This window comes from Tolypothrix bouteillei VB521301 (genome assembly GCF_000760695.4).
GTDB lineage: Bacteria > Cyanobacteriota > Cyanobacteriia > Cyanobacteriales > Nostocaceae > Scytonema > Scytonema bouteillei_A.
Window position 1 is genome coordinate 4,632,930 of the sequence record NZ_JHEG04000001.1, and the last position, 23,546, is coordinate 4,656,475.

The 23,546-nt window shown below is 42.4% G+C and carries 19 protein-coding genes; 8 read left to right on the forward strand and 11 right to left on the reverse strand.

From position 1 onward, the window contains the following. Window positions 1-23 precede the first annotated feature (23 nt). Window positions 24-1,151: a quinone-dependent dihydroorotate dehydrogenase gene (locus HC643_RS18555; protein ID WP_038080086.1), complete on the reverse strand. Its 1,128-nt coding sequence runs from the start codon at window positions 1,149-1,151 to the stop codon at window positions 24-26. 117 nt (window positions 1,152-1,268) lie between these two features. Between HC643_RS18555 and HC643_RS18560 the strand changes: the two genes are divergently transcribed. From HC643_RS18560 to HC643_RS18570, 3 genes are all read left to right on the forward strand, one after another. Further along, window positions 1,269-4,112 carry a GAF domain-containing sensor histidine kinase gene (locus HC643_RS18560; RefSeq protein ID WP_038080087.1) on the forward strand — a complete coding sequence of 948 codons (2,844 nt, stop codon included), beginning with the start codon at window positions 1,269-1,271 and terminating at the stop codon, window positions 4,110-4,112. Window positions 4,113-4,377: 265 nt separating this feature from the next. Further along, on the forward strand, window positions 4,378-4,548 hold the full coding sequence (locus HC643_RS18565; RefSeq protein WP_072040761.1) for a DUF2256 domain-containing protein: 171 nt from the start codon (window positions 4,378-4,380) through the stop codon (window positions 4,546-4,548). Between the two features lie 198 nt (window positions 4,549-4,746). Next, the gene (locus tag HC643_RS18570; protein WP_038080091.1) at window positions 4,747-5,700 is read left to right on the forward strand and encodes an isoaspartyl peptidase/L-asparaginase; all 954 of its coding nucleotides are present in this window, start codon (window positions 4,747-4,749) and stop codon (window positions 5,698-5,700) included. Between the two features lie 58 nt (window positions 5,701-5,758). Here the strand turns inward: HC643_RS18570 and glmU are convergent, their stop codons facing one another. The 4 genes from glmU to HC643_RS18590 form a co-directional block, all read right to left on the reverse strand. Then, complete coding sequence (gene glmU / locus HC643_RS18575; RefSeq protein WP_038080093.1) at window positions 5,759-7,114, reverse strand: bifunctional UDP-N-acetylglucosamine diphosphorylase/glucosamine-1-phosphate N-acetyltransferase GlmU; 1,356 nt, start codon at window positions 7,112-7,114, stop codon at window positions 5,759-5,761. Window positions 7,115-7,144: 30 nt separating this feature from the next. Continuing rightward, window positions 7,145-8,422, reverse strand: coding sequence for a response regulator (locus HC643_RS18580; RefSeq protein WP_050045944.1), 1,278 nt, complete (start codon window positions 8,420-8,422; stop codon window positions 7,145-7,147). Window positions 8,423-8,499: 77 nt separating this feature from the next. Beyond that, on the reverse strand, window positions 8,500-8,652 hold the full coding sequence (locus tag HC643_RS18585; protein ID WP_153021474.1) for a hypothetical protein: 153 nt from the start codon (window positions 8,650-8,652) through the stop codon (window positions 8,500-8,502). A gap of 234 nt (window positions 8,653-8,886) precedes the next feature. Continuing rightward, a complete protein-coding gene (locus HC643_RS18590) occupies window positions 8,887-9,780 on the reverse strand; it encodes a tRNA (5-methylaminomethyl-2-thiouridine)(34)-methyltransferase MnmD (protein WP_408019837.1) in 894 nt (297 codons plus the stop codon). A gap of 88 nt (window positions 9,781-9,868) precedes the next feature. Here HC643_RS18590 and HC643_RS18595 point away from each other — a divergent pair, with 88 nt between their 5' ends. Then, the gene (locus tag HC643_RS18595; RefSeq protein ID WP_038080097.1) at window positions 9,869-10,696 is read left to right on the forward strand and encodes a sulfurtransferase; all 828 of its coding nucleotides are present in this window, start codon (window positions 9,869-9,871) and stop codon (window positions 10,694-10,696) included. A gap of 59 nt (window positions 10,697-10,755) precedes the next feature. Here the strand turns inward: HC643_RS18595 and HC643_RS18600 are convergent, their stop codons facing one another. Further along, window positions 10,756-12,213, reverse strand: a complete 1,458-nt coding sequence (locus HC643_RS18600) for a hypothetical protein (RefSeq protein ID WP_038080099.1) — start codon at window positions 12,211-12,213, stop codon at window positions 10,756-10,758. Window positions 12,214-12,558: 345 nt separating this feature from the next. On the opposite strand from HC643_RS18600, the gene HC643_RS18605 reads away from it, so the two are divergent. Beyond that, window positions 12,559-14,067: a FecR domain-containing protein gene (locus HC643_RS18605; protein ID WP_167844708.1), complete on the forward strand. Its 1,509-nt coding sequence runs from the start codon at window positions 12,559-12,561 to the stop codon at window positions 14,065-14,067. Window positions 14,068-14,331: 264 nt separating this feature from the next. Here the strand turns inward: HC643_RS18605 and HC643_RS18610 are convergent, their stop codons facing one another. After that, window positions 14,332-16,704: a serine/threonine-protein kinase gene (locus HC643_RS18610; RefSeq protein WP_050045947.1), complete on the reverse strand. Its 2,373-nt coding sequence runs from the start codon at window positions 16,702-16,704 to the stop codon at window positions 14,332-14,334. An 844-nt stretch (window positions 16,705-17,548) separates the two neighbouring features. On the opposite strand from HC643_RS18610, the gene HC643_RS18615 reads away from it, so the two are divergent. Together HC643_RS18615 and HC643_RS18620 are read left to right on the forward strand one after the other, a co-directional pair. Continuing rightward, window positions 17,549-18,070, forward strand: a complete 522-nt coding sequence (locus HC643_RS18615; RefSeq protein WP_038074984.1) for a LabA-like NYN domain-containing protein — start codon at window positions 17,549-17,551, stop codon at window positions 18,068-18,070. An 83-nt stretch (window positions 18,071-18,153) separates the two neighbouring features. Further along, window positions 18,154-19,752, forward strand: a complete 1,599-nt coding sequence (locus tag HC643_RS18620) for a 2-isopropylmalate synthase (RefSeq protein ID WP_038074986.1) — start codon at window positions 18,154-18,156, stop codon at window positions 19,750-19,752. A gap of 183 nt (window positions 19,753-19,935) precedes the next feature. On the opposite strand, the gene HC643_RS18625 is transcribed toward HC643_RS18620, so the two are convergent. From HC643_RS18625 to HC643_RS18635, 3 genes are all read right to left on the reverse strand, one after another. After that, window positions 19,936-20,832 carry an NmrA family NAD(P)-binding protein gene (locus HC643_RS18625; protein WP_050045948.1) on the reverse strand — a complete coding sequence of 299 codons (897 nt, stop codon included), beginning with the start codon at window positions 20,830-20,832 and terminating at the stop codon, window positions 19,936-19,938. Window positions 20,833-20,852: 20 nt separating this feature from the next. Beyond that, window positions 20,853-21,587 carry an SDR family oxidoreductase gene (locus tag HC643_RS18630; protein WP_038074988.1) on the reverse strand — a complete coding sequence of 245 codons (735 nt, stop codon included), beginning with the start codon at window positions 21,585-21,587 and terminating at the stop codon, window positions 20,853-20,855. Between the two features lie 66 nt (window positions 21,588-21,653). Then, entirely contained in the window at window positions 21,654-22,526 is an 873-nt protein-coding gene (locus tag HC643_RS18635) for an oxidoreductase (RefSeq protein WP_038074990.1), read from the reverse strand. Between the two features lie 178 nt (window positions 22,527-22,704). Here HC643_RS18635 and HC643_RS18640 point away from each other — a divergent pair, with 178 nt between their 5' ends. Beyond that, window positions 22,705-23,328, forward strand: a complete 624-nt coding sequence (locus tag HC643_RS18640) for a TetR/AcrR family transcriptional regulator (protein WP_050045949.1) — start codon at window positions 22,705-22,707, stop codon at window positions 23,326-23,328. Window positions 23,329-23,336: 8 nt separating this feature from the next. Here HC643_RS18640 and HC643_RS42145 read toward each other — a convergent pair whose 3' ends face one another. Next, a complete protein-coding gene (locus HC643_RS42145; RefSeq protein WP_272899750.1) occupies window positions 23,337-23,462 on the reverse strand; it encodes a hypothetical protein in 126 nt (41 codons plus the stop codon). Between the last annotated feature and the right edge of the window lie 84 nt (window positions 23,463-23,546).

Genomic DNA, 23,546 nt, shown 5'->3' on the forward strand with positions numbered 1-23,546 from the left:
TTTCACAAAATCAAAATTATTTGTCAATTTTGAGATCCAATAGCTTCTGAGATAGAGTGAAAACCATTTTGTTCTAACTTGAATAACAAACCCTGGAGGATAGACTTTACCATAGCTGGACCTTCATAAATCCACCCTGTATAAACTTGGAGAAGGCTAGCACCAGCAGTGATTTTTTCCCAGGCGTCTTCAGGGGTGAAGATTCCACCAACGCCAATAATTGGCATTTGACCTGCTGTTTGCTGCCAAATAAAACGAATCACTTCGGTGGAACGTTCTCTTAATGGAGCACCACTGATACCACCTGCTTCGTCTTGAGGTGATTTTCCTGTTTGGGGAACGATCTGAGTTTTCAATCCATTCCTACTAATAGTGGTGTTTGTTGCAATAATCCCGGCAAGTTGATAAGTTTTTGCCAAGGAAATAATATCAGATATTGCTTGCCATTCTAAGTCAGGGGCTATCTTAACAAATAAAGGCTTATTTAGGGAATTTTCCTGTTGTAATGTTGCCAAAATAGAACTTAACATGGAAGCATCTTGGAGCGATCGCAATCCAGGTGTATTTGGGGAAGAAACATTGACAACAAAGTAATCTCCATAATCCTTAAGTAAGTGAAAACTATTGCGATAATCAAGAGCAGCATCTTCTAGGGTGGTTACTTTAGATTTTCCCAAGTTGAGACCTATAGGTATTGACCTCAAATCTTGCTGAATTTCTGCCAATCGTACTGCCATTGCGGGAGCACCGCTATTGTTAAACCCCATGCGATTGAGGGCGGCTTTGTCTAAAGGCAAACGGAACAACCGAGGGGGGGGATTTCCTGGTTGTTGGTGAAAAGTAACGGTTCCCATTTCTGCAAAGCCAAAACCCAGGCTAGACCAGATGGGAACTGCAACTCCATCCTTGTCAAAACCTGCAGCTAAACCAAGGGGATTGGGAAACGTCAGTCCAAATAAATTTTGCTCTAAGCGTTTATCCTCAAGACAAAACGATCGCATCAAAAGTTCGTTCATCCAGTTTGCGGGAGGACGACCTCGATTCTGTCCCAACCAGCTCAAGCTGCGGATAGTTTGCTGGTGTAGCCATTCTGGATCTGTTTTTGCCAGAGTGAACAAAAGGGGACGAATTGCATCTTTGTAAATATCCAATTGAGTCTTCCCAATTTTAAATTCAAAACTTCACAATCTCAAAGCGAAATTCGCTCGATCCACCTGCTTTTATGGGCATCTTAATATAGTAACAATCTAAGTTAACCGATAATTCAGATGTTGCCCCCTCAAAAACCAACAGCAACCGACCAAAATATATTTTCCTTGGGGCGCGTCCTCCAGAGCCTCAGGGAAGAAAACGATGTTGACGTTTTAATCGAAACCACTATTTCTTACCTCAAAGAGCAGTTTGACTATAAATTGGTGTGGATTGCTCTTTACGATCGCCTGAATCACATCTTATTTGGTAAGGGAGGGCTATCACCTGTCGCCGAAAGCAGTTACTTGAGACAGCGAGTTGTACTCAGTCCGGGTGATTTGTTAGAGCAAGTCGTCATTGAGCAACGCTCCATAGGTGTAGCTGACTTAAAAGCTGAAAATCGCGCCGAACAATGGCAAGGATTTGCAGCAAAATTTAACATACAGGGAACGATTATATTACCAATTCGATACAAAGATCGCTGTTTGGGTGTTGTGTTGATGGGTTCGGAACGTTGGGGTTATATGCTTGGTGGTGAAGCAAAAGCTCGGCTGACGATGGTTTTGGGGGAACTGGGTGCAGCACTTTATCAAAGTGAAATAGATTTGCAGCAAAAGCAAACCAAGCGCTTGGACGAGCCGTTGTTGCGACTGTTGGAAAGTGTCAGAACTCTGAGTCACTTGGAGCAAAAACTGGAAGTTGTCGTACAAGCGACTCATGAATTCGTTTCACCAACCCGCACAAAAATTTACTGGTTCGATCGGGAAAAACGGTATTTTTGGCTGCGGTTGAGCGACCGTCATAGCAAGACGCAAGGCGAACAGCACTCCAGTGGAATTACAGTGCAAGAACTGAACGACTTTTATTATGCACTGTCAGTCAATCAAATTGTCTCGATTGGCGAGGGTCGTAGTTCGTTAAAAAGTGCTTTTACAGTCAAGCTGCTGCAACGGTTAAACGTGCGATCGCTATTAGCCGCGCCCATTGTTTGGCAAAAGGACTTGCTGGGTTTTATGGCTGTTGAAGCCAGAGAAGCTCGAATTTGGTCGGATGTCGAAAAAAACTTCGTTGTTGGTGCAGCTGGTTTGCTTTCTCTAGCAGCACCTACCGAAGGTATGGAAACCACTATCAAACAAGTTCAAGACGATGCTCAACTTACCAGTCAAATTGCCAAAGCTATCTGTAAAGATTCTGATACTCTAGAGATTTTACACCTTTGTGCAACAAGAGTCTTGGAAAGGTTGGGAGTATCTCGTTTTTTGCTACTCGATCTAGATACCGACCAAAATCAATACCAAATTTTATACCAAAATCAACCCCGCAATCGCAGAAATCTGATATCATCTCTTGATGCTCTTAAAGAATTGGATTGGCAGTTATTGCAGCATTCATCAGAAGCTGTGGGCATTGAAGATGCTGAGGAAGATTTAAAATTTTATAACTGGCGGTCTGAGTTAGTAGAAAATGGAGTGCATTCTTTTCTGATTAGTAACTGCACTCAAGGTCGTGCGCCAGAATCTCTTTTACTCGTTACTACCGAAACTCCTCGTTATTGGAAAACGCAAGAAAAGGAACTCCTGCAAGCAGTGAGCCAGCAAATTGGTGTTATTGTTCGTCAATGGCGGCTGCATCAAGTGACAGAACAGCAGGAAAAAATATTGCGTAGCTTTCAGCAATGCTTCCGAATTTTGGAGCGCACTCAAACTTCCATCCCTCAACCCGCTCATCAGTTTGAACGAGCAGCACTCGAACAAATAGCTTCTGTTCTTGGCTGTCCTTTAGCATTATTGCTTTCTTGGACACCAGAACAAGACGTTGCAGAAATCATACCGGGTGTTATTGCTAACAATCAATTTACCGTAAATACTGATGCAATCGTTCCCATTCAAACCGAGCCCCTGATCTATTGGGCGTTTGCAACAGACGGTTTATTAGCTATCAAAGCAGACGATTTACCCGAACAAACTAAAAAGTGGCTCAACGGTTCCGGAATCGGTCAGGTTTTGGTAATGGCGTTACGTACCAGTGCAGACTACCAACCTACAGGTGTTGTGTTGATAGCCGATCGGGCAGAACGTCAGTGGTCAGAACAAAGCCTCACTGCTTTAGAATCTTTAATTTGTCAGTTTGCTTGGTCGCGTTGGCATTTGCATCTCACGCAAATTCTCCAATCCACAACTAACAATCTCCAACAATTGAATTGGTACAAGCACCGTCGTTTGGAGGAAATGCAAAGAACACTCGTACTTTTATTGAGTCAAATGTACGATTTAGGTGTTCCTACAACCGAAATCACTCACACTCGTCACCTGCAATTATTGCGTCAAATTGATGCCGTGGCAGGATCGATGACACCCATGCTTAAATTGGAGCAGTGGCAAGTATGTGTTACCAAAGAAACCGTACCAATTGCTAGTTTACTCAAGCGATCGCTCGAGCGAGTGGAACTCTTGCTCAAACAACAAAAGTTGTGGGTCGGAGTCCATGGTTTAGGACAACCAATTGACAGTACGGAAAAAACATATTCTACTTTGTATAACTCTTCTGACGGGTCAAAAACCCAAGCCATGACAGTAATTGGCGACATAGTAAAAATTGAACTAGTTCTCTATGAGTTGTTAATCAATGCTTGTCGCCGTTCGGTGGGTGGCGGAAGAATTGACATTTGGTGTCGCCGTATGGACGAGCAGTTGCTAGAGGTATCAGTGACAGATAATGGTGTTATTGAAGCTCAACTTTTAGAAGAATTGCATCAAGATGCACCTAAGAAAGTTCTATCTCCTTCCAGCCTCAGTCAACCACCAGGTTTGCATTTGTTAATCTGTCAAAACCTCATGCAACTTATGGGAGGCGAACTGCATTTTTATCAGTTACCAGATGGTCGGGTTGTCAGTCGATTGTTATTACCTTTGACTGGTTAAAAGACTCGCGCAATCAATAAAAAATCCGCATATTATTGCGGATTTTACGTGGCGATTGTTAGAAATACGTATAAACGAGCAATATCGCTTTATGCCGAGCGTCATATTTTGCGGAAAGCAAGTAGCGCAACCCCCTACAGAAAGTTTTTTTTCTTGGTTCTGCCCAAAATAATCAGTCACCAAAATTACCATACCGTTGTGACAAATGCGGTTATAATGTACAACCAAATCTCAGAAATCAAACTCAAATCAGCACCGTATTTATATGGGACGTGCTCGTTCTAAATCGGACTTACCTGCAAAAATGTGTCCGGTATGTCAGCGACCTTTTACTTGGCGCAAGAAATGGGCTGATTGCTGGGATGAAGTCAAATACTGCTCGGAAAGATGCCGTCGTCGTCGTTCTGAAGCTAAAGATCCTGAGACAGGGGACTAGGGATTGGGGACTGGAGACAAGGAAAACAAGGGAGACAAAGAGGACACGGAAGACAAGGGAGATAAGGTCAAATTTTATTCCTTGTCTACCTCCTTTGTCTCTTGTCCTCAACTCCCTCATTCCCACTTCATGGGAGCCCCGAGTTGCTCAAGCCCCACAATATATAACCGCAAAGGCACGGAGTCAAGAAATAAACAGATGGATATACAGGTGCAACCTAAATTAATTATTCATGGAGGGGCTGGCGCTTCTCTTAAAGGGAAAGGAGGATTAGAAGCAGTTCGTCGATCGCTCCATAAAATAGTGGAAGAAGTTTATGCTCTCCTTTTGTCTGGAGAAAGTGCTAAAGAAGCTGTGGTAAGAGGCTGTCAACTATTGGAGGACGAACCCCGCTTTAATGCCGGAACTGGTTCGGTTTTGCAATCAGACGGTCAAATTCGTATGAGTGCTTCTCTAATGGATGGGGCTTGCCAGAGTTTTAGTGGAGTGATTAACGTATCGCGGGTCAAAAATCCTATTGATTTAGCTCTTGCTCTCCAAAGCTCTCCCGATCGCGTATTGTCCGATTACGGTGCTGCTGAATTAGCACGAGAATTACAAATTCCAAGTTATAACGGCTTAACTGAATTGCGTTTACAAGAATGGATACAGGAACGTCAAGATAACTTTAAAAGGGCAATGGCTGGGGTCATTGCTGAAGAAGAATTGCTAGAAACAAGCAGTGCCCGACGCGGTACTATCGGTGTAGTCGTTTTGGATACTCAAGGCAAACTCGCAGTAGGTACTTCCACTGGTGGAAAAGGATTTGAGCGTATCGGTCGCGTTAGCGATTCCGCAATGCCTGCAGGTAATTATGCCACCAAATTTGCTGCTGTCAGCTGTACGGGTATCGGTGAAGACATTATGGATGAGTGCTTGGCTCCACGGATTGTAGTACGCGTCACTGATGGAATGCCGCTTTTGGAAGCGATGCAGCGATCCTTTACAGAAGCACGGGAAAACCACCGGGATTTTGGCGCGATCGCTATTGATGCAAGTGGGTCAATAGGTTGGGGTAAAACTAGCCCTACTCTTCTTGCTGCATTTCACAACGGCGAGCAAATTGGTGACACTTTGGAAATACCCGGTGGTACAGAAGTAGGTGTTGTTTAAGGAATTATGAATTATGAGTTATGAATGATGAAACTCTCAATTCATAATTCATAATTTATCATTCATCATTTTTCAAGCGCCAGCCTGGTTTCTCTACCTGGCGAGCACGGGCAATGACCAGACAATCATCAGGAACATCTTTTGTCACAGCAGAGCCGGCTGCTATATAAACATCATTGCCGATTGATAAAGGAGCGACTAAAACGCTATTTGCTCCGGTTTTGGTGCGATCGCCAATTGTGGTTGGGTGTTTTTTCACTCCGTCATAATTGGCAGTAATTGTTCCCGCACCAATGTTAACTCGGGTTCCTGCAGTCGTATCACCTAAGTATGATAGGTGCGCTGCATTGGAATGGTCGCCTAGCTTGGTATTTTTAAGTTCTACAAAATTTCCGATTCGGCATCTAGCACCAACCACCGCGTGACCGCGTAAATGAGTATAGGGACCGACTGTAGTTTCTGAGTGTATAATACTGTTTGTGACTACAGAATATCGAATAGTGACATTTTCACCGATTTGACTGTTTTCAATTAAACTGCCCGGTCCAATCCGACTTCCGGTTTGAATAACTGTACTGCCTCTGAGGTGAGTTTGAGGTTCAATAATTACATCTGGTTGTAATTGTACCGTGTCGTCAATTGTAATACTAGCTGGATCTATGAGAGTCACGCCAGCCAACATCCATTTTTCTTTGATTCGCCTTTGCAAAATTTCGTATGCGGTAGCGAGTTGCAAGCGATCGTTGATGCCGAGAATTTCCTGATAATCCTCTAAATCCACTGCCATCACTGGCTCAATTTGACTAACCGCATCAGTGAGATAGTACTCTTTCTGAGCGTTATTTGCTTGTAGATGGGGCAAAATGTTGGCTAAATCTGGCCATCGGAAGCAATAAATGCCAGCATTAATACGTTTGTTCTCTTTTTGCTCTAGAGTGCAATCTCGATCTTCAATAATTTGTTGAACTATATTTTCACTATTACAAAAAACGCGTCCGTAGCCCTTGGGATTATCTACCTTTGCTGTCAGGATAGTGGCGGCGTTTTGATTTTTAGTATGAGTTTCTAACAAATTTGTCAGGGTTTCTGAACGCAGCAACGGTACATCTCCATACAGTACCAGTAAATCTCCCGTGTAACCTTCTAAATAGGGCAGTAACTGCTGAACGGCATGGCCTGTCCCAAGTTGTTGGGTTTGTTCTACAAACTCCAAACCTGGAATTGGCTGTAGGGCTGTCTTGACTTCTTCTGCTTGATACCCTATAATAACAAGCTGTCTGGTTGGCAAAAGCGGTTTGACGCTCTCCATCACTTGTTCGATGAGCGATCGCCCACCTAGGGAATGTAAAACTTTAGGCAGGCTGGATTTCATACGCGTTCCACGTCCGGCTGCCAAAATTGCTACAACTACCATAATAAAAGTGTATCGCTGTGACTGGCTTACTTATTCGAGTGTAGACTCAATTAATACTAAGTTACCCATTTCACCCAAGCAATTCTTACAAGAAGTCATCACAAACTCCTCAAACTGCTTCATAAGTTCGGGATTTCGCCAACCCTTGTTTGTTTCCTCTGCCATCACTTTGAGCGCTTCTTCAGGGGACAATGCCTTTTTATAGGATCTTTCGCTTGTTAAAGCGTCAAAAATATCAATTATTTGAAAGACCTGTGCTAATCGGGGAATTTGCTCGCCTACAAGTCCATCAGGATAACCCGAGCCATCCCACCGTTCGTGGTGGTGTCGGATGATAGGAACCACACCCCGCATACTGCGTAGTGGCTGGCAAATTTTTTCTCCAATTAAAACGTGCTGCTGCATTATTGTCCATTCTTCAGGGGTCAGTTTTCCCTGTTTTAGCAGTACAGAATCGGGAATACCTACTTTGCCAATATCATGAAGATAACCGCCCCACATCAAATCTCGAATCTGGTTGCGGGTTAAACCAAGGTACTCACCAAAAGCCTGACCCAATTTCATTAATCGTTCGCAGTGATCTCCGGTGCTGGGATCGCGACTTTCAATGGCTCTGGCAATAGAAAACAGAACTTGTTCGGCGTGATCTAAATCTTCGTTTAACCGCTTTTGTTGCACCAAAGACTTAACACGGGCGGCTAGTTCTACGCGATCGAATGGTTTGGTTAAGAAATCATCTGCACCGACTTCAATTCCCCGAATCCGCGATCGCCTATCGTTTAAAGCAGTGATAAAAATCACTGGTATAAGCCTGGTTAATTCTTCCTGTTTGAGCAACTGGCAAACTTCAAATCCATCCATTCCTGGCATCATGACATCTAATAGAATCAGGTCTGGTTGTTTTTGCGTTACCAGTTCTATAGCAGTACCACCGCTATCTGCTTCTATGACTTCGTAGCCTTCCATCGCTAAAAGAGCAACAGCTGTCATCCTACTAGCAGCATGGTCATCAACGACTAAAACTTTAGGTGCATCCGAATCATTACCATTCACTGTCCAATGTGCAGTTTGTATCGTTCTAGATACTAACAAATCAAATATAGGATTCACGCGAGAGCTTACCCAAGAGGCAGGTGTTTCCGGCTCTTCAAGCTCAATTTCTTTTATTGGTGAACTCAAAGCACCATCCTTATGTTGTAAAGACGGTGTATTATTTTTAACTATAGTATTATTAACTTGATTTGACAAGTTCGACTCACTGACAATTCCTTGGGTAGAGTCTGTAAATTTGGATTTCCATTGAACCACAAGGGTACTCCAATTTCAAAATAGTTAACAGCGATCGCTATTAAAAACAAGTTTACTTTTTATCAGTATTTATTATGCTAGCAAAACACGGTTTTTCTGATAAAGAGCATAAATATTTCACGGTTTTTTAAGATATGAGAAATGATGATATATTCTTTCATTCCTATCTCTCCAGTATGAGCAATTCCTGGTTGAGTTAAATCGGGTTTTTTACGGAGATTTCTTAGCATGGTATTAAAAGAAGATTGTTGCTGAGCTTCCGATGCCTATTAAAATTAAGTATCGGTATTTTAAAATTTTGACTTCAAGGTAAGTATTTACGCATTTTGTCACAAAATTTACAATAACCATAAAAATCATGTCATTTTTTTTACCTTTCAAGATATCTTAAAAGACAAATTTGTATTTTAAATTACAAAAAAATAGTTTTCCCCCTAAAGTCAATCTTCCTATAGTAATAAATTTTACAATATTTCTTTGAGACTTTTAGAAAGCCATCTTTTTCGCCAATGGGAAGTAGGTTCTAGAGATGAGTCTTGTTGCTCTTGCTGGCGTCGTCTCAAAATGACATCAGCAGAATCGTTCAGTTGTGGATCTCGATAGGGAATTGCTGCACGGGTTAACAAATGTTCTTTTTCGACTTGGGAGATCTCGTAAAAGTCCCCATCCTCCCCTCTTCCTAAATGAGCAGCAACAGTACCAGGTGTGCGCCTTCCCACAGGTGGTGTGGAACCAAACTGCAGTCCGGCATTTCCAAGTGCAGTACGTACAGCAGCAGCACAAGAGTAAGTTGCAAGTAAACCTTTCAAGTCCAAGCACAGGGAAAGTTGCTGAATAAATTCAACAGTCCACAACTGCGGACACTGAGGGGGAGAAAATGGATCGAGAAAAATAGCATCGGCTTTAAAACCGGATTTGTTCACAAGCTGAATTGTGCTTCTAGCATCACCAATTAAAAGATTTGCTGTCAGACCATCTTGGACGACTTGATGCTCGCAAGCTAACTGAGTCAAAATTTGAGTGTACTCATATCCCCAATTGTCATACAAATGATGGGCAATCGCAGCTTGTGGTATTGCAGCATTTATCTCTAAACCAATCACTTCCACATGACACTTAGGGTTAGCTTCCCAAATGGTTTGTAAAGCTGCTGCTGTGTTATATCCCAATCCGTAACAAACGTCTAAAAGCTGCACCTTTGCTTTATGTGCAGCGAAAGCAAGTTGGGTTGGTACGGAGAATTTGAGAAAACTCTCTTGACGAGCTCCATAGTGACTGTGGAACAATTCACCAAATTCGTGTGAAAAGAAGGTGAATGAACCATCTGCCGTTGACTCTGGTGTAAAACTTTCTCTCATATACATTTTGTAAATTGCTAATGGCTAATAGATAATTGCTAATGGTACTAATAACAATTAGCCTTTAGCCTTTAGCCAATAAACTTTTATGAGCGACAAACATTTCGTTGTTTCTTGTGAATGGCTCTTAGAACATCTTGAAGATCCACAAGTTGTTATAGTGGATTGTCGCTTTTCTCTGGCAGATCCACAACTGGGACAGCAACAGTACAAAGAGTGTCATATAAAAGGATCGCACTACTTAGACTTAAATCTAGATCTTTCTAGCCCTGTTGGAAAACATGGAGGTAGGCATCCTTTACCAGAATCTCATGAATTAGCTCAAAAGTTGTCATTAATTGGCGTCAATTCTGAAGACACTCTTGTCGTTGCTTATGATGATTCTCGTTACGCCTTTGCATCTCGTTTGTGGTGGTTGTTGCGCTATCTCGGACACGAGAATGTGGCAGTACTAAATGGGGGTTTTGCTGCATGGCAAAAAGCTGGTTACCCTGTAACAGATATTGTGCCAGAATACAAAGTATCAGTAGGACTTACTTCGCTTCCTAAGATACAAACAGACATGGTAGTGGATATCGCTACAGTGAAAGAGCGAAAAGATTTACCGGAAGTCGTGTTAGTTGATTCGCGAGAAACGGAGCGTTTCCTAGGAATTAGAGAACCGATTGATAAAATAGCCGGACACATTCCTGGTGCAGTCAATTATCCTTGGCAAGAAGTGGCAGACTCTGCTGGATATCTGCTGTCCAGTATAGAGCAACGTCATCGATGGTCTGAGATTGAGAATGCCAAGGAAATTTTTGTTTATTGTGGTTCTGGAGTGACTGCTTGTGTCAATTTACTATCGTTGGAATTAGCGGGTATCCATACAGGAAAACTTTACGCTGGTAGTTGGAGTGATTGGATTAGTTATTAGTTGGTGGTTAGTGGTTAGTGGTAGCCGTTTTTCCAATAACAACTAACCACTAACCAATTTCAAAATCTCCCCAATTCCAAATTGTAATTAATTGTGAAGAACCAGCCCTCAAAATCAATATTTTGCTCGGTAGAACTACCTAAATTGAATCCACCTTGTAAACTTAGATTTGTATAAGTAGATATTCCATAAGTTAAGTGTCCGTATATGCGATGATATTGGTCTTGTCTTTCGCGACGGGTAAAGTCGGACAAACTAAATTGGTAGTTCAGACCTACTTGAAGTGCTTTTTGCCAGTAGTAGTTTAAAGACAGCCATACGGTATTGGAGATGCGATCTCGATTATCTTGATTGCTTGGAGGGTTAGTAAAACTAGCTCGCAATTCATAAAAAGTATCTAGCATTAATTTGGGTGTGAGGGGGTCTCGCCTCCCAAAAGACAATTGAACGGAATTTTCGTTCAGGAAACGGTCTCCCGCATTGTAAAAACTACCGTTTCTAGCGTAAAAAAACTGTTGATTGCTCCAACCCAGTTCTCCGTACATTCGTGGTGATAGCTGTTGGTAGACACTGGTGTTGAATCTTATTTGGTTGTAATTGTACTTAGATTGGTCTAGGTAACGAATGATATTTCCATCAATTGATGCATTCAAATACGTTTTAGACCCAAGGCGCAGAGGAGCAGAAGATAACGACAATCCTGTATAGAATAAACCATCTTGTTTTGGATCGACTGCTGAGGAAAAAATATTATTGGTTTGAAAGTAGCCAACCCGAGCAAATAGGAAACCTACTGGTTTCGGTTGAATGACGGGCTTTGGTTGAGGTGGAAGCGGTGATTGCTCCAATGGCTGTTGTCGAACCAAGAGTGTACCCAATTCTCCAAAAGAACCTTCCGATTCTTGATTTTTTTTCAGTAGTTCTTGCAATCTTTCTATTCGCTGTTTGCGTTCTATGTCGGGCGATTGCAGGCGTTGCTCTATTTGCGGCAAACTGGACGGATCGGTAAAATTACCCGGTTGCCCTTCTAGCTGAGGATTTTCAAGCTGAGGTGGGGTAAGTTGTCTGTTGATTTCGGGAGATGACGGTTCTTGAGAGGGTGTCTCTGGGACAGGCGCTGGTTGTGGTTGTTCTTGAGGTGTGGAAGTTTCTGGTGGTTGGTTTGTACCTGCTTGTGCTTGCGTATTTGAACTCATGCCCTCACTACAATGAAGATCGCAAAGCTCGGCATTTCCTGCTGTTGAAAGTAAAAATTCTGAAGTTAGCAGTTTTTTTTCAATTTCTTTATGAAGACTTTGTAATTTGTTCTGTAATGCGAGTTGCTCTCTGGTGTAGTAGTTGGAATCAGTTTCGCGTATAATTCCTAAAGATGATATCCTTAGTAAGAGATCTTGATTCTCATCTCGGTAATGAGGATTTGCAGCCCACACCGCATCTACTTTGTTTAAACAGCACCAAGTTGTACTACTGGCTAGTAGGATCGGAAAGAGCAAGTTGTTCCAGCCATTGGGTTGCATGCGAAATATTTTTTAGCAAAATTAGACCTGAAATATGCACTTGAAGTTCCGTGGAGATGTTAAGTTCTCCTTTAAAACTTCATGAATACTGTGTGATAACGATTACCTATTGGTTCATCAGAAACTATGAATTTTATAATGTATCCTTTAAGATTTGTTTTTTCATTAACATAACTTAATATTCTAAAGATAGTATTTACACGTACTTCATAAAATCTAAATAGTTCATCAGGTTTAAGCAAAATTACTGAAAAAAATTGTTATAACAGATAACAGGTCAAGACCTTTACATTAAAATTCATTCTTATTGGTTTGGTTCAGTATAAATATCAGAGGCTCCAAACAATGTTACGCAAGTTTTATATACTACTGGTGATTAGTCTTATAGAAGTTGTGGTGTTGCCTTTGCCGAATCGGGCAAGTGCAGCCACTCCTCTCACTCAAGCTGTCATTCAGGAACTTCGCAACTTAGTACAACTTATGCCCCAGGATCGACCGAAGCGTCAAGCACGTCGTTCGGATGCCATGACGCCCGGTGATGGGTTGTCTACGGGAAGGTCGTCTTTAGCAGACTTGCGCTTTAACGATGGTTCTTTGGCTCGGATAGGGGAACAAGCAGTATTTCGCTTTTTACCAAAAACACGTAATTTTAGTCTGAAAAATGGAACCGTACTTTTGTTGATTCCACCCGGAAACGGTCAAACACGAGTCAACACTCCAAATGCTGCAGCAGCAATTCGCGGTTCGGCATTATTTGTACGTTACGATCCAAGCACTGACACCACAATTGTAGGTGCATTGACAACTAGTGGTATTGAAGTCCTTAATAAAGATGCTTCTCAACGAAAGGAGCTTCAAGCTGGGCAATTGATGGTTGTTGTCAAGGGAAAATTTCAAGGTCTGTATGATTTTGATTTAAGAACTTTTTATAATACGAGCGATATAGTTCGGGGTCTAGATTTGCCCTTAAGAACAGGTGTACCGAGTACTGACCCAGCGATCGCCAGCGTTCAAGCAGAAACTTCTGCTGCTCTGGCATTACAGCGACCCGTTATCGGTAAAGGGGTTATAGAAAATCCTTCTTTCTTAAAGTCAAATACTTCTTCTGAAGAGCCACTCAATAATGTTAGTAGAGATGATGCTCCTGTAAGTACGTTCCTCGAAACAGGGCAAGTTGTATCTAATAATGATGGGCGCTCGAATGGTAGAAATGGCCAAGATACTGACACAAGTACTCCACCTACAGTAACTCCACCCACAGTAACTCCACCCACAGTAACTCCACCCACAGTAACTCCACCCACAGTAACTCCACCCACAGTAACTCCACCCACAACTACACCTACAGTAACTCCACCTACAACTACACCTACAGTAACTCCACCCACAACTACACCTACAGTAACTCCACCCACAACTACACCTACAGTAACTCCACCCACAACTACACCTACAGTAACTCCACCCACAACTACACCTACAGTAACTCCACCCACAACTACACCTACAGTAACTCCACCCACAACTACACCTACAGTAACTCCACCCACAACAACTACAACTCAACCAACAGTAACAAATCCAGCCACTGTTTCCACTCCACCCACAACGACAACTCAGCCAACAACGACAACTCCACCCACAACGACAACTCCACCCACAACGACAACTCAGCCAACAACGACAACTCAGCCAATAACTACAACTCAGCCAACAACTACAACTCCACCAACTACAACTCAGCCAACTAACCCAACTGAAACTGGACCTACTTCGTCTCAGCCACAGCCTGCTACGCCATCACAACCACCTCCACTAGTTTCAACCGCGCCAACACCATCTCCTGCACCGTAGCAGCAATATTCCTCAAGGATTTTTTGATGTTGGTAAAACCAGAGAATCCTTGGTACTGCGAAGACCCAAATACCGTTGTTAGCTGTAGTGTCACGAATGTTGCCATGGGAGCAGACTCTGCTCTCAAACTTTAAAAACCAAAACTGGCGTGTTGCGGGAATGTATTTGCTGTCTATTAAAGAAAGTGAAGGAAAGTTAGCGCTTGTTAGCGCTCAAACAATTAGTTGATTACCCTTATCCCCGGAACTCCACCTTCCCCAATCCCTAATCCCCGATCTTTACAGTTGATTGAGAACTTTCATCAGATATTCCCGACCAAGGTGTCGTTGGGGTGTCTGAATCTTCTAGATAAAGGGTATCTGTAGGTAATTCTTCAGGTGACCAGGTTGGGATTCTCTCAGTTATTTCTATCTCTTCTAATGCCTTAAGTGCCTCTGATGCTGACTGATAGCGTTGTTGAAAATCTTCACGCACCATTGTGCTGAGAATATTTGCTAATGAAACGTTGACTTGTGCCTTATCAACCCATTTCACTTCTCCATTTCCATCTCTGTCAAGCTCGTGAGGAGCCATACCCGTTAGAGCTTTAATCCCAATCATGCCAACTGCATAAATATCACTACTGTACTGGGGACGTCCATAACACTGCTCGCTTGGAGCATAGCCTTTAGTCCCAATACCGATGGTAAAGGCTGTGTGCTCTGAAGCATCAAGCAATTGTGTAGTCATTTCTTTAACTGCTCCAAAGTCAATCAACACTAACTTACCATCTGAATCGCGCCGAATAATATTGCTGGGCTTAATATCTCGATGAATGACGTTATATCTATGGACAAAGGTTAATGTTTGCAATAAGTCTCGCAAAATCTGAACAACAGCTATTTCATGAAGAGGTCTACCGCTTAGTAACTCTTGACTGAGAGCGTGACCTTCTATATATTCTTGAATCAAATAAAATTCTTCTTCCTCTTCAAAGTATGCTAACAATTTCGGTATTTGCTCGTGATTACCCAATTTTTGAAGGGTTTGAGCTTCTGAAGTAAATAACCGTCTGGCAATTGCCAGCTGTTCTGGTTTACTATTTGCTGGTTTTAGTTGCTTGACAACACATTGAGGATTGCCAGGAAGCTTAATATCTTCGGCAATATAAGTTTCGCTAAATCCGCCTGCACCTAGAACTTTGACAATTTTGTAGCGACCATCCAGAATTTTTCCTGAGATTGCCATCTCCCTTTCCTGGAGCAAGTCTTTTAAGTCCTCTTGCTGGCTGAGAATTTCTTGAACAACTCGATGCGAGGAATATTTGCGAAAAATATCTAACAATTGACTTCTTCTGGCAATTTCCTTAACAAATTCGGTTCCCAAATAGGAAAATCCAACAAACATAATTCCCATAACGGGTATAGCTGTAGGCAAAATAAGTAGCCCAGACACAAAGCTTACGTAACTAATTCCTCCCCAGATGATGGCAAGACCAATACTTGAAAAAAATCTAACTGCGCCCCTCTGCTTCCAAGAAATAATTGCAGCAGAGCCACCTAATAAACACAACACAAATAAACCCCGTCCTTCAGGGCTGGGGATTGCTTGTACGAGCGCTTTATTTTCCATTAGGGTTGCGATCGCATTTGCGTGAATTTCTACCCCTGCCATTTTTTCAGGTTGCAACAAACCTCTAGCCGCCGCCGCCGAATGATAATCGTTTGCTAGCTGGGATGTTGCGCCAATCAGGACTATTTTATCTTCAAAAAACTTGCCTTGCTGTAAATAACTGTTCCAGTTCTTTGGATCTAGTACGTACCAAAAGGGAATTTGCTCAAATGTTCCTGGCGGTCCGTAGAAATGTATGCGATCGCCCTTTGGTGGAGGATAGTTTACCGCACCGGCTCTGAGAGCAGCTTCATCAAAGGAGAGAACTTTCTCGGTTAAAGTATCACCATTCCCTAACGATTTAGAAAACTCGCTAGCCAATTTGTGAACTTTACCGTTTATTTCTATAGGAAAATTAACAGAACCGACTCCTACAGATCCCACTTGAAACATCTGTTGGGGTTGCGTCAGTTGCGTAAATATGCCTTGATGTGTCGCAAAATTTTCGTAAAGAGCTGCTAAAGTGACCTTGCTGCCATAAAGTTGCAATGCTTGTTGCAAACTCTTGTCATCATCCACACCATAGGAACTTGGTGTATCAAAAACTACATCAACAGCCACGGAGCGTGCGCCGGAACGCACTAATTTTTCAATAACCTGTGCGTATGCAGCACGTTTAAAAGGAAAAGATCTTAGTGGTTCTAAGTAAGAGAATTCTTGGGGATTGGTTTTATAATACTGTTCGCCAATAGATATAGACTGTTCGTCAATCGCCAAGATCACGATATTTTTTGGAGGAACGACCGATCCCCGTATTAAATAAAACAGGCTTTGTGCCTGATTTTCCATGAATTGAGTCAAATTAGTATTAAAAGCTGAAAGCAACGCCGCGCTGACAACTGAAGTGCCAGCCAGCACATGGCCCAAACGAGCCCACAGTTTCGATCGACGTACTGCCAAGGTCGAAGTTGCTTTTGTCAGGCGTGATAACGGTCGATTGGCAGCCTCGACGTATTGTTTAGTTGTAGATTGAGGTTCTTCTGCCATACTCTAGTGCTCGTTTATTTACGTATAACATCAAGCTCTCAGTCTCTGCACTGTATTTGCACCCCCGACTACTGCTGTTTGAAATTCGTTTATCAATTAGCAGTCACTACTAAGCTACTCTATACGGAATACCACTTCGCTGTAAATAAGAAAATTTCTACAAGTGTTTGTTTGGAAAGCGCTATATAATGAGACCCAGTAGATGCGCTTGCAAGATGTTCTCATAAATCTACAGTAGTGTAGACATGGGAAACAAGCAACTCGAGCACTGCCTAACGCCATAGCAGAACAAAGAACGCTGACTTTTTGCTAAAAGACCCACATCTTCATTTTGTGCCTTCTACCCTCTGTATTTTCTTCAAAGTAAGGCAGAGTAGAATCGTTGGGAGTTAGGATAAACACAAAGCGTACTGGAATTTGCCCGTGGTTCGGCGCGATCGCTTCAACAATCGTGTAAGAGTAGTAAGCCCTCCTATATTTTAACTTCTATGACAAAAGCTATAAATTTCGGCTTGTGAATACCTCATGGCTCTTTGCCTATTTCATACCTCTTTAGGAGTAAACTTAACAGGTATAGAGCAAATAATGCTGCTATGCCATCTCTTTTATTGGTAAATTTTAGATTGCGGGTTCTCCTGAGTGTACTTGGGTAAAAAGGTTAGTACCAAGATCGCTTAGGGGCATACCTACTCCAATGTTCAGCAAATTTTCTGATATGCGAGAGGTTAAATAAAAGCTATATATGACAATATATTTTATAGATATTAGCAAGATAGCCATTTTATAATTGCTATAATCTATTGTTCAATCTAAATTCTTTTATATTATTAGGTGTAACTTTACTATGGGTTCCCCGATGAATCGTCTGTCTATATTTGTAGACGGAAACAATATGTTCTATGCTCAGCAAAAAAATGGCTGGTTTTTTGACCCGAGGCGGGTGTTGGAATATTTCAAAAACGAACAGTCAGAGACAACGTTAATTAATGCTTTCTGGTATACGGGCTTAAAAGATCCGCAAGATCAGCGAGGATTCAGAGATGCTTTAATTAGTTTGGGTTATACAGTCAGAACTAAGATTTTAAAAGAATATTATGATGATTCCTCAGGTCGCTACTCGCAAAAAGCGAATTTAGATATAGAAATTGTAGTAGATATGTTTAATACAGTAGATCAGTATGACAGAGTAGTATTATTTAGTGGAGATGGAGATTTTGAAAGAGCTATTGAGCTATTGCGTTCTAAGAACACCCATATTACAGTAGTATCTACAGAAGGAATGATAGCTAGAGAATTACGTAATGCTACCGATCGCTATATAGATTTAAACGATATTCGAGACCTGATAGAAAAAGTAGATGCTTAGTATTTATTAACATAGTTAGTAGCAGAAAAAGTAAGAAAGACGGTATTTTAAGCCACAAGGAAAAACTTAACAATAAGTTGCAAATGAAGAACAAAGCAGAACAAATCATCATTTTTGATACGACGCTCCGAGATGGAGAGCAGTGTCCGGGTGCAACTCTCAACATAGATGAAAAATTAGCCATAGCCAAACAACTCAGCCGTTTGGGTGTAGATATTATTGAAGCAGGCTTTGCCTTTGCCAGCCCCGGAGATTTTGAAGCAGTGAGCAAAATTGCTCAAACAGTGGGAACGGAAGATGGTCCTGTGATTTGCAGTTTGGCAAGAGCACGCCATGATGATATCAAAGCAGCAGCAGAGGCAATCAAACCAGCTGCAAAAGGTAGAATTCATACTTTTATTGCCACAAGTGATATTCATCTCAAGTACAAACTGAAAAAAACGAAAGCAGAAGTCTTAGCGATTGCTGAAGAAATGGTCGCTTATGCTAAGACCTTCACAAATGATGTAGAATTTTCTCCAGAAGATGCAGGGCGCTCCGAACCGGAATTTCTTTATCAAGTGTTAGAACGGGCGATCGCAGCAGGAGCAACAACAGTCAACATCCCTGACACTGTGGGTTACACAACTCCCACCGAATTTGGCTCCCTCATTAAGGGAATCAAAGATAATGTTCCCAATATAGATAAAGCCATTATCTCCGTTCACGGGCACAATGATTTGGGCTTGGCAGTTGCCAACTTTTTAGAAGCGGTAAAAAATGGTGCAAGACAATTAGAATGCACGATCAACGGTATTGGCGAACGTGCGGGAAATGCAGCACTTGAAGAATTAGTTATGGCATTGCACGTCCGGAGACAGTTCTTCAATCCCTTCTTGGGAAGATCGGTGGAATCAGAAGAACCGTTAACAAATATTGACACAAGGCAAATTTACAAAACCTCACGTCTAGTGTCCAATTTGACAGGAATGCTAGTTCAGCCTAATAAGGCAATAGTGGGAGCAAACGCGTTTGCCCACGAATCTGGAATTCATCAAGATGGCGTGCTAAAAAACAAGCTTACCTACGAAATTATGGACGCTCAATTGATTGGATTAACAGAAAATCAAATTGTCTTGGGCAAACATTCAGGAAGAAACGCTTTCCGCACGCGTTTGCGAGAATTGGGCTATGAACTCACAGACGCCGAACTTAATAAGGCGTTTGTTCGCTTTAAGGAGATTGCGGATAAAAAGAAAGAAATTACGGATTGGGATTTAGAAGCTATTGTTAATGATGAAATTCAACAAGCGCCCGATTTATTTCGGTTAGAACTTGTACAGGTTTCTTGTGGTAGCAACGCCCGTCCCACAGCAACTGTAACCATGCGTACACCAGAGGGCGAAGAATTAATGGATGCAGCCATTGGTACCGGACCTGTGGATGCAGTTTATAAAGCAATCAACCGTGTCGTCAACGTACCAAACCAACTGATTGAGTTTTCCGTACAATCAGTTACAGCAGGTATTGATGCTATTGGCGAAGTTACCATCCGTCTCAAATCGGAAGACCGAGTTTTCTCCGGTCATGCAGCAAATACTGACATCATCGTGGCATCGGCACAAGCTTACATAAATGCACTGAATCGATTATTTGCTGCTTCGCAAAGCAAACAACAACAGCAAGCAGTTGTGAATAATTAGCAATTGGGGCGTGACTACCAGACAAATGACGTTCTTCAGGATTCGCCCTATCCGCTTACAGAGATGCTCCACTTTCGTGCAGCGTCTCTGTAAGCAGATACACGATGCTATAAGCTATACCCGCAAGGGCTATACGCCAGTTCCCAGGACGAGAGAAACTCCCAAACTCCCCAATCATATTCGCTAAGCACTCGCGAATGCAGCCAGGTTATTTCGGACAAACTCGCGAAACAGAGTTGGTTCTTCTCCAAGAATTTGCGGGATATTGTGATAAACATCAGCAAAGTCAGGAAGTTGTCCGGCTTGTAGCAGTTCCATCTGACGAACAATACACTCAAAGTATGCAGGCTCCATAGTTTGACCGATGGGTAACTTTCGCAAATCCGCAGCAGGAAGAGGTTCGTAGGCGATTGTTTTGCCAAGTTCTTCTGAAAGAATTTGTGCGGCTTCATTCATAGTCAGGGCTTCTACACTTAGAAAATACTTTTGCCCGCTATGCTTTTGAGGAGCACGCAACGCCGCCGCCGCAACACGCGCAAGGTCAAAACAATCTACCAATCCGACACGCTCCTGACCGAAAAACATACGCAGTTTTCCATCTTGCACAGAGCCAAAGAAGTTTTGCATGAACGCGTTGGGAAGAAGATGAGTCCAACCAATACCGCTAGCTTCAATATAAGTTTCCACAAGTTGATGCCAAATGTAGTGGCGAATCAACTTTGCTTGGGGACGACCGGGTTGATGGAAAGTACCGACGTGGACAATATACTCGACCCCTGCATCTTTTGCTGCATCGGTCAGGTTTTTTCCTTGGCTCAGCATATCTACGGTATAGCCTGTAACCATAAAGAGGCGCTGTACGCCCTGTAGTGCTTCTTCGTAAGTCGATATCTGGTCAAGGTCAAGATGTACGGTGGAAATACCTCGTTGTGCAAAGGTTTCTGCTTGTTCGGGTTTGCGAACGGCAACCCGTAACTGAAGGTTATCGGAACCACCGTCTTGCTCCAACAGATTAACGAGGTGAGAACCCGTTCTACCGGTAGCACCGAGAATCAAAGCAACAGGATTTGAAGGACTCATCTAATTTTGACTGCTAAAAATTACCAAGGAAGGGGTTTGCGCGAATTAAAGAAACCACCTGTAGGACCATCTTCGGGTAGTGTAGCAAGCCATACAGGAGTGTCAGCCCCTTCTTCCACTGTTCCTGGTGCATTCGCACTACCCATATCTGTTTGTACCCAACCAGGGCAAGCAGAATTGACTTTGATGGGAGTATCCGCAAGTTCCTTGGCAAATTGTACCGTGATGGCATTTAGTGCCGTTTTAGATGATTGATAAGCCAGACCTCGGTATTGAAAGTAATGTGAATTTGGATCGAGAGTATCTGTAAGGGAACCAAGCGTACTGGAAATATTTACTATTCGACCTGCGTGGCTCTTGCGAATTAGAGGGAGCATTGCTTGGAGTACTGCAAAAGCACCAAAGACATTGGTCTCGAATGTGTCTTTAAAAACTTTTACATCAAGGTTGCTGGGATTTACGCCTCCATCATGTAAAACACCTGCATTGTTTACCAAAACATCTAGCTTGCCAAAACGTTCTTCAATATTTTTAGCTGCTGTAGCAACAGAAGAAATATCGGTCACATTTATTTGAATAGATTGTACGTCAAGCCCTTCGGCTTGTAACTTTTCCGCAGACTCAGCACCTTTGTTTTCATCTCTAGCACCTATAAGGACAGTCAATCCTGTTTTTGCAAGTTGACGGCTAATTTCAAAGCCTAGCCCCTTGTTAGCACCTGTTACTAAAGCAATTTTTTTGTCTTGATTCTGCATAGTTTTGTTGTGCTTAATCTATACAATTTGGGCAAAAAATAGGATGAGTTTGCCTCACCCCAAGACTTATCCACCTATGGCACTGACGACAGAGCCTTCATACGCAGTGTTGATAGAAACCTCTTTCCAAGCCTCAAGTTCTGCTTTTACAGAGTCAAGCTTGCCATTGATAGCGCTGACAGCATCTTCACCTAACACCAATCTCAGTGGTGGGTTATCGCTTTTTACTGCTTGAATAATTGCCAATGCTGCTTTCTTTGGATCTCCCGGTTGCTTGCCATCCACCTCTTGCAACCACTGGCGGAACCGTCCTACAATTGCTTGGTATTCTTCTAATTGAGTATCGCTCATGACTAACGAGCGACCATTAAAATCAGTACGGAATGCTCCTGGTTCAACAATTGTGACTTTAATGCCAAGATGCTTCACTTCTTGAGCCAATGCTTCGGAAATGGCTTCCAGTGCAAATTTTGTACTGCAATAAATCCCAGCTCCAGGGAAGCCTACAAAGCCACCTACGGAGGAGAAATTGAGAATGTGTCCGGTACGTTGTTTTCGCAGGTAGGGTAGGACTGCTTTTGTTAAACTCAACCCCCCAAAAACGTTGGTTTCAAATTGTTGGCGAATGGCGTCATCGCTGGCTTCTTCAATTGCTCCTACCAAACCATAACCGGCGTTATTGACTAAAACGTCAATGCGTCCAAAGGTAGCAATTGCACTTTTAACTGCTTCTGCGACTTCTTGAGGTTTTGTCACATCCAGTCGTACTGCTAAGGAACGCTCTGGAAACTGCTGTGTCAAATCTTCTACTTGCTGTGGCTTGCGTGCTGTGAGTACCGCAGTATCACCACTTGCCAATACTGCTTCTGCTAGCGCTCGACCAAATCCAGTTGAACTACCAGTAATAAACCATACTTGTGTCCCAGGAGAGTTTGTCATGACAAATCTTTGTGTTTTAGAAGCTTCAGTATTTTACGGAAACTCAAACACCTCCTTCTTGCATATTATTGCGAAATCTATCTAATTCTTGTTTTCTCTCGGTTACTAGATTTTTCAAATCTTGCATATACTTTAATTAGACGCACCGTAACGTCTTATAAAAAAGCAGTCTGTACTTATGTCACAAAAGGTAGAACACAACCGCACTCAAATAAAATCTTCCACGAAAACGCCTTCAACGCGCAGGCGAAATCAGCATTCCCATCAAGCAATTCTTAAGGCTGCTTCGGAGTTGTTGGAGGAAAAGGGTTATGGTGGTGTCTGTATTGAGGCGATCGCATCTCGTGCGGGAGTGGGAAAGCAAACTATCTATCGGTGGTGGTCATCCAAAGCATCTGTGATGATGGAAGCCTACGCCGCCCAAGCCACAAGCAACATCCCCACACCAGATACAGGTTCAGTACGAGAAGATTTATACAAAATTTTACAACAATTGTTCGAGCTATTGACAAAAACTTCTACAGGTGCAGCTGTTGCCGGACTCATTGCGGAAGCACAAATAGATCCGGAAGTGGCTGAGGTATTTCACGAGCGGTTTGTGCAAAGTCGCAGACAAGCCACGCACACTATTTTAGAGCGAGGAATTGCGCGTAGAGAATTACGCTCGGATTTCAATTTGGAAGTAGCGATCGACGCAATTTACGGTCCGGTATGGTATCGATTGTTGTTGAAGCACGCACCGTTGGATGATGCTTTTGCCCGAGAATTGGTGGATTTGGCTATGGTGGGGATACAAGTTTAGGGGAGATATCAAGAGGTGAAGAATCGAAAGAGTGGGAGGAGTATTTCTGTTGGAGTTCTACTTTTTCCATAAATTTTGCGATCGCTAATAATCCTGTAAACAATATCAATCTTTTCTAATGATGAAACTGCCATTTCAAGCTACAAAACTCCTATTTCTTTTTGAAAAAATTTTAATTAAAGATTTTTAGTATAGCAGTTTTAATTGCTTGTATAACC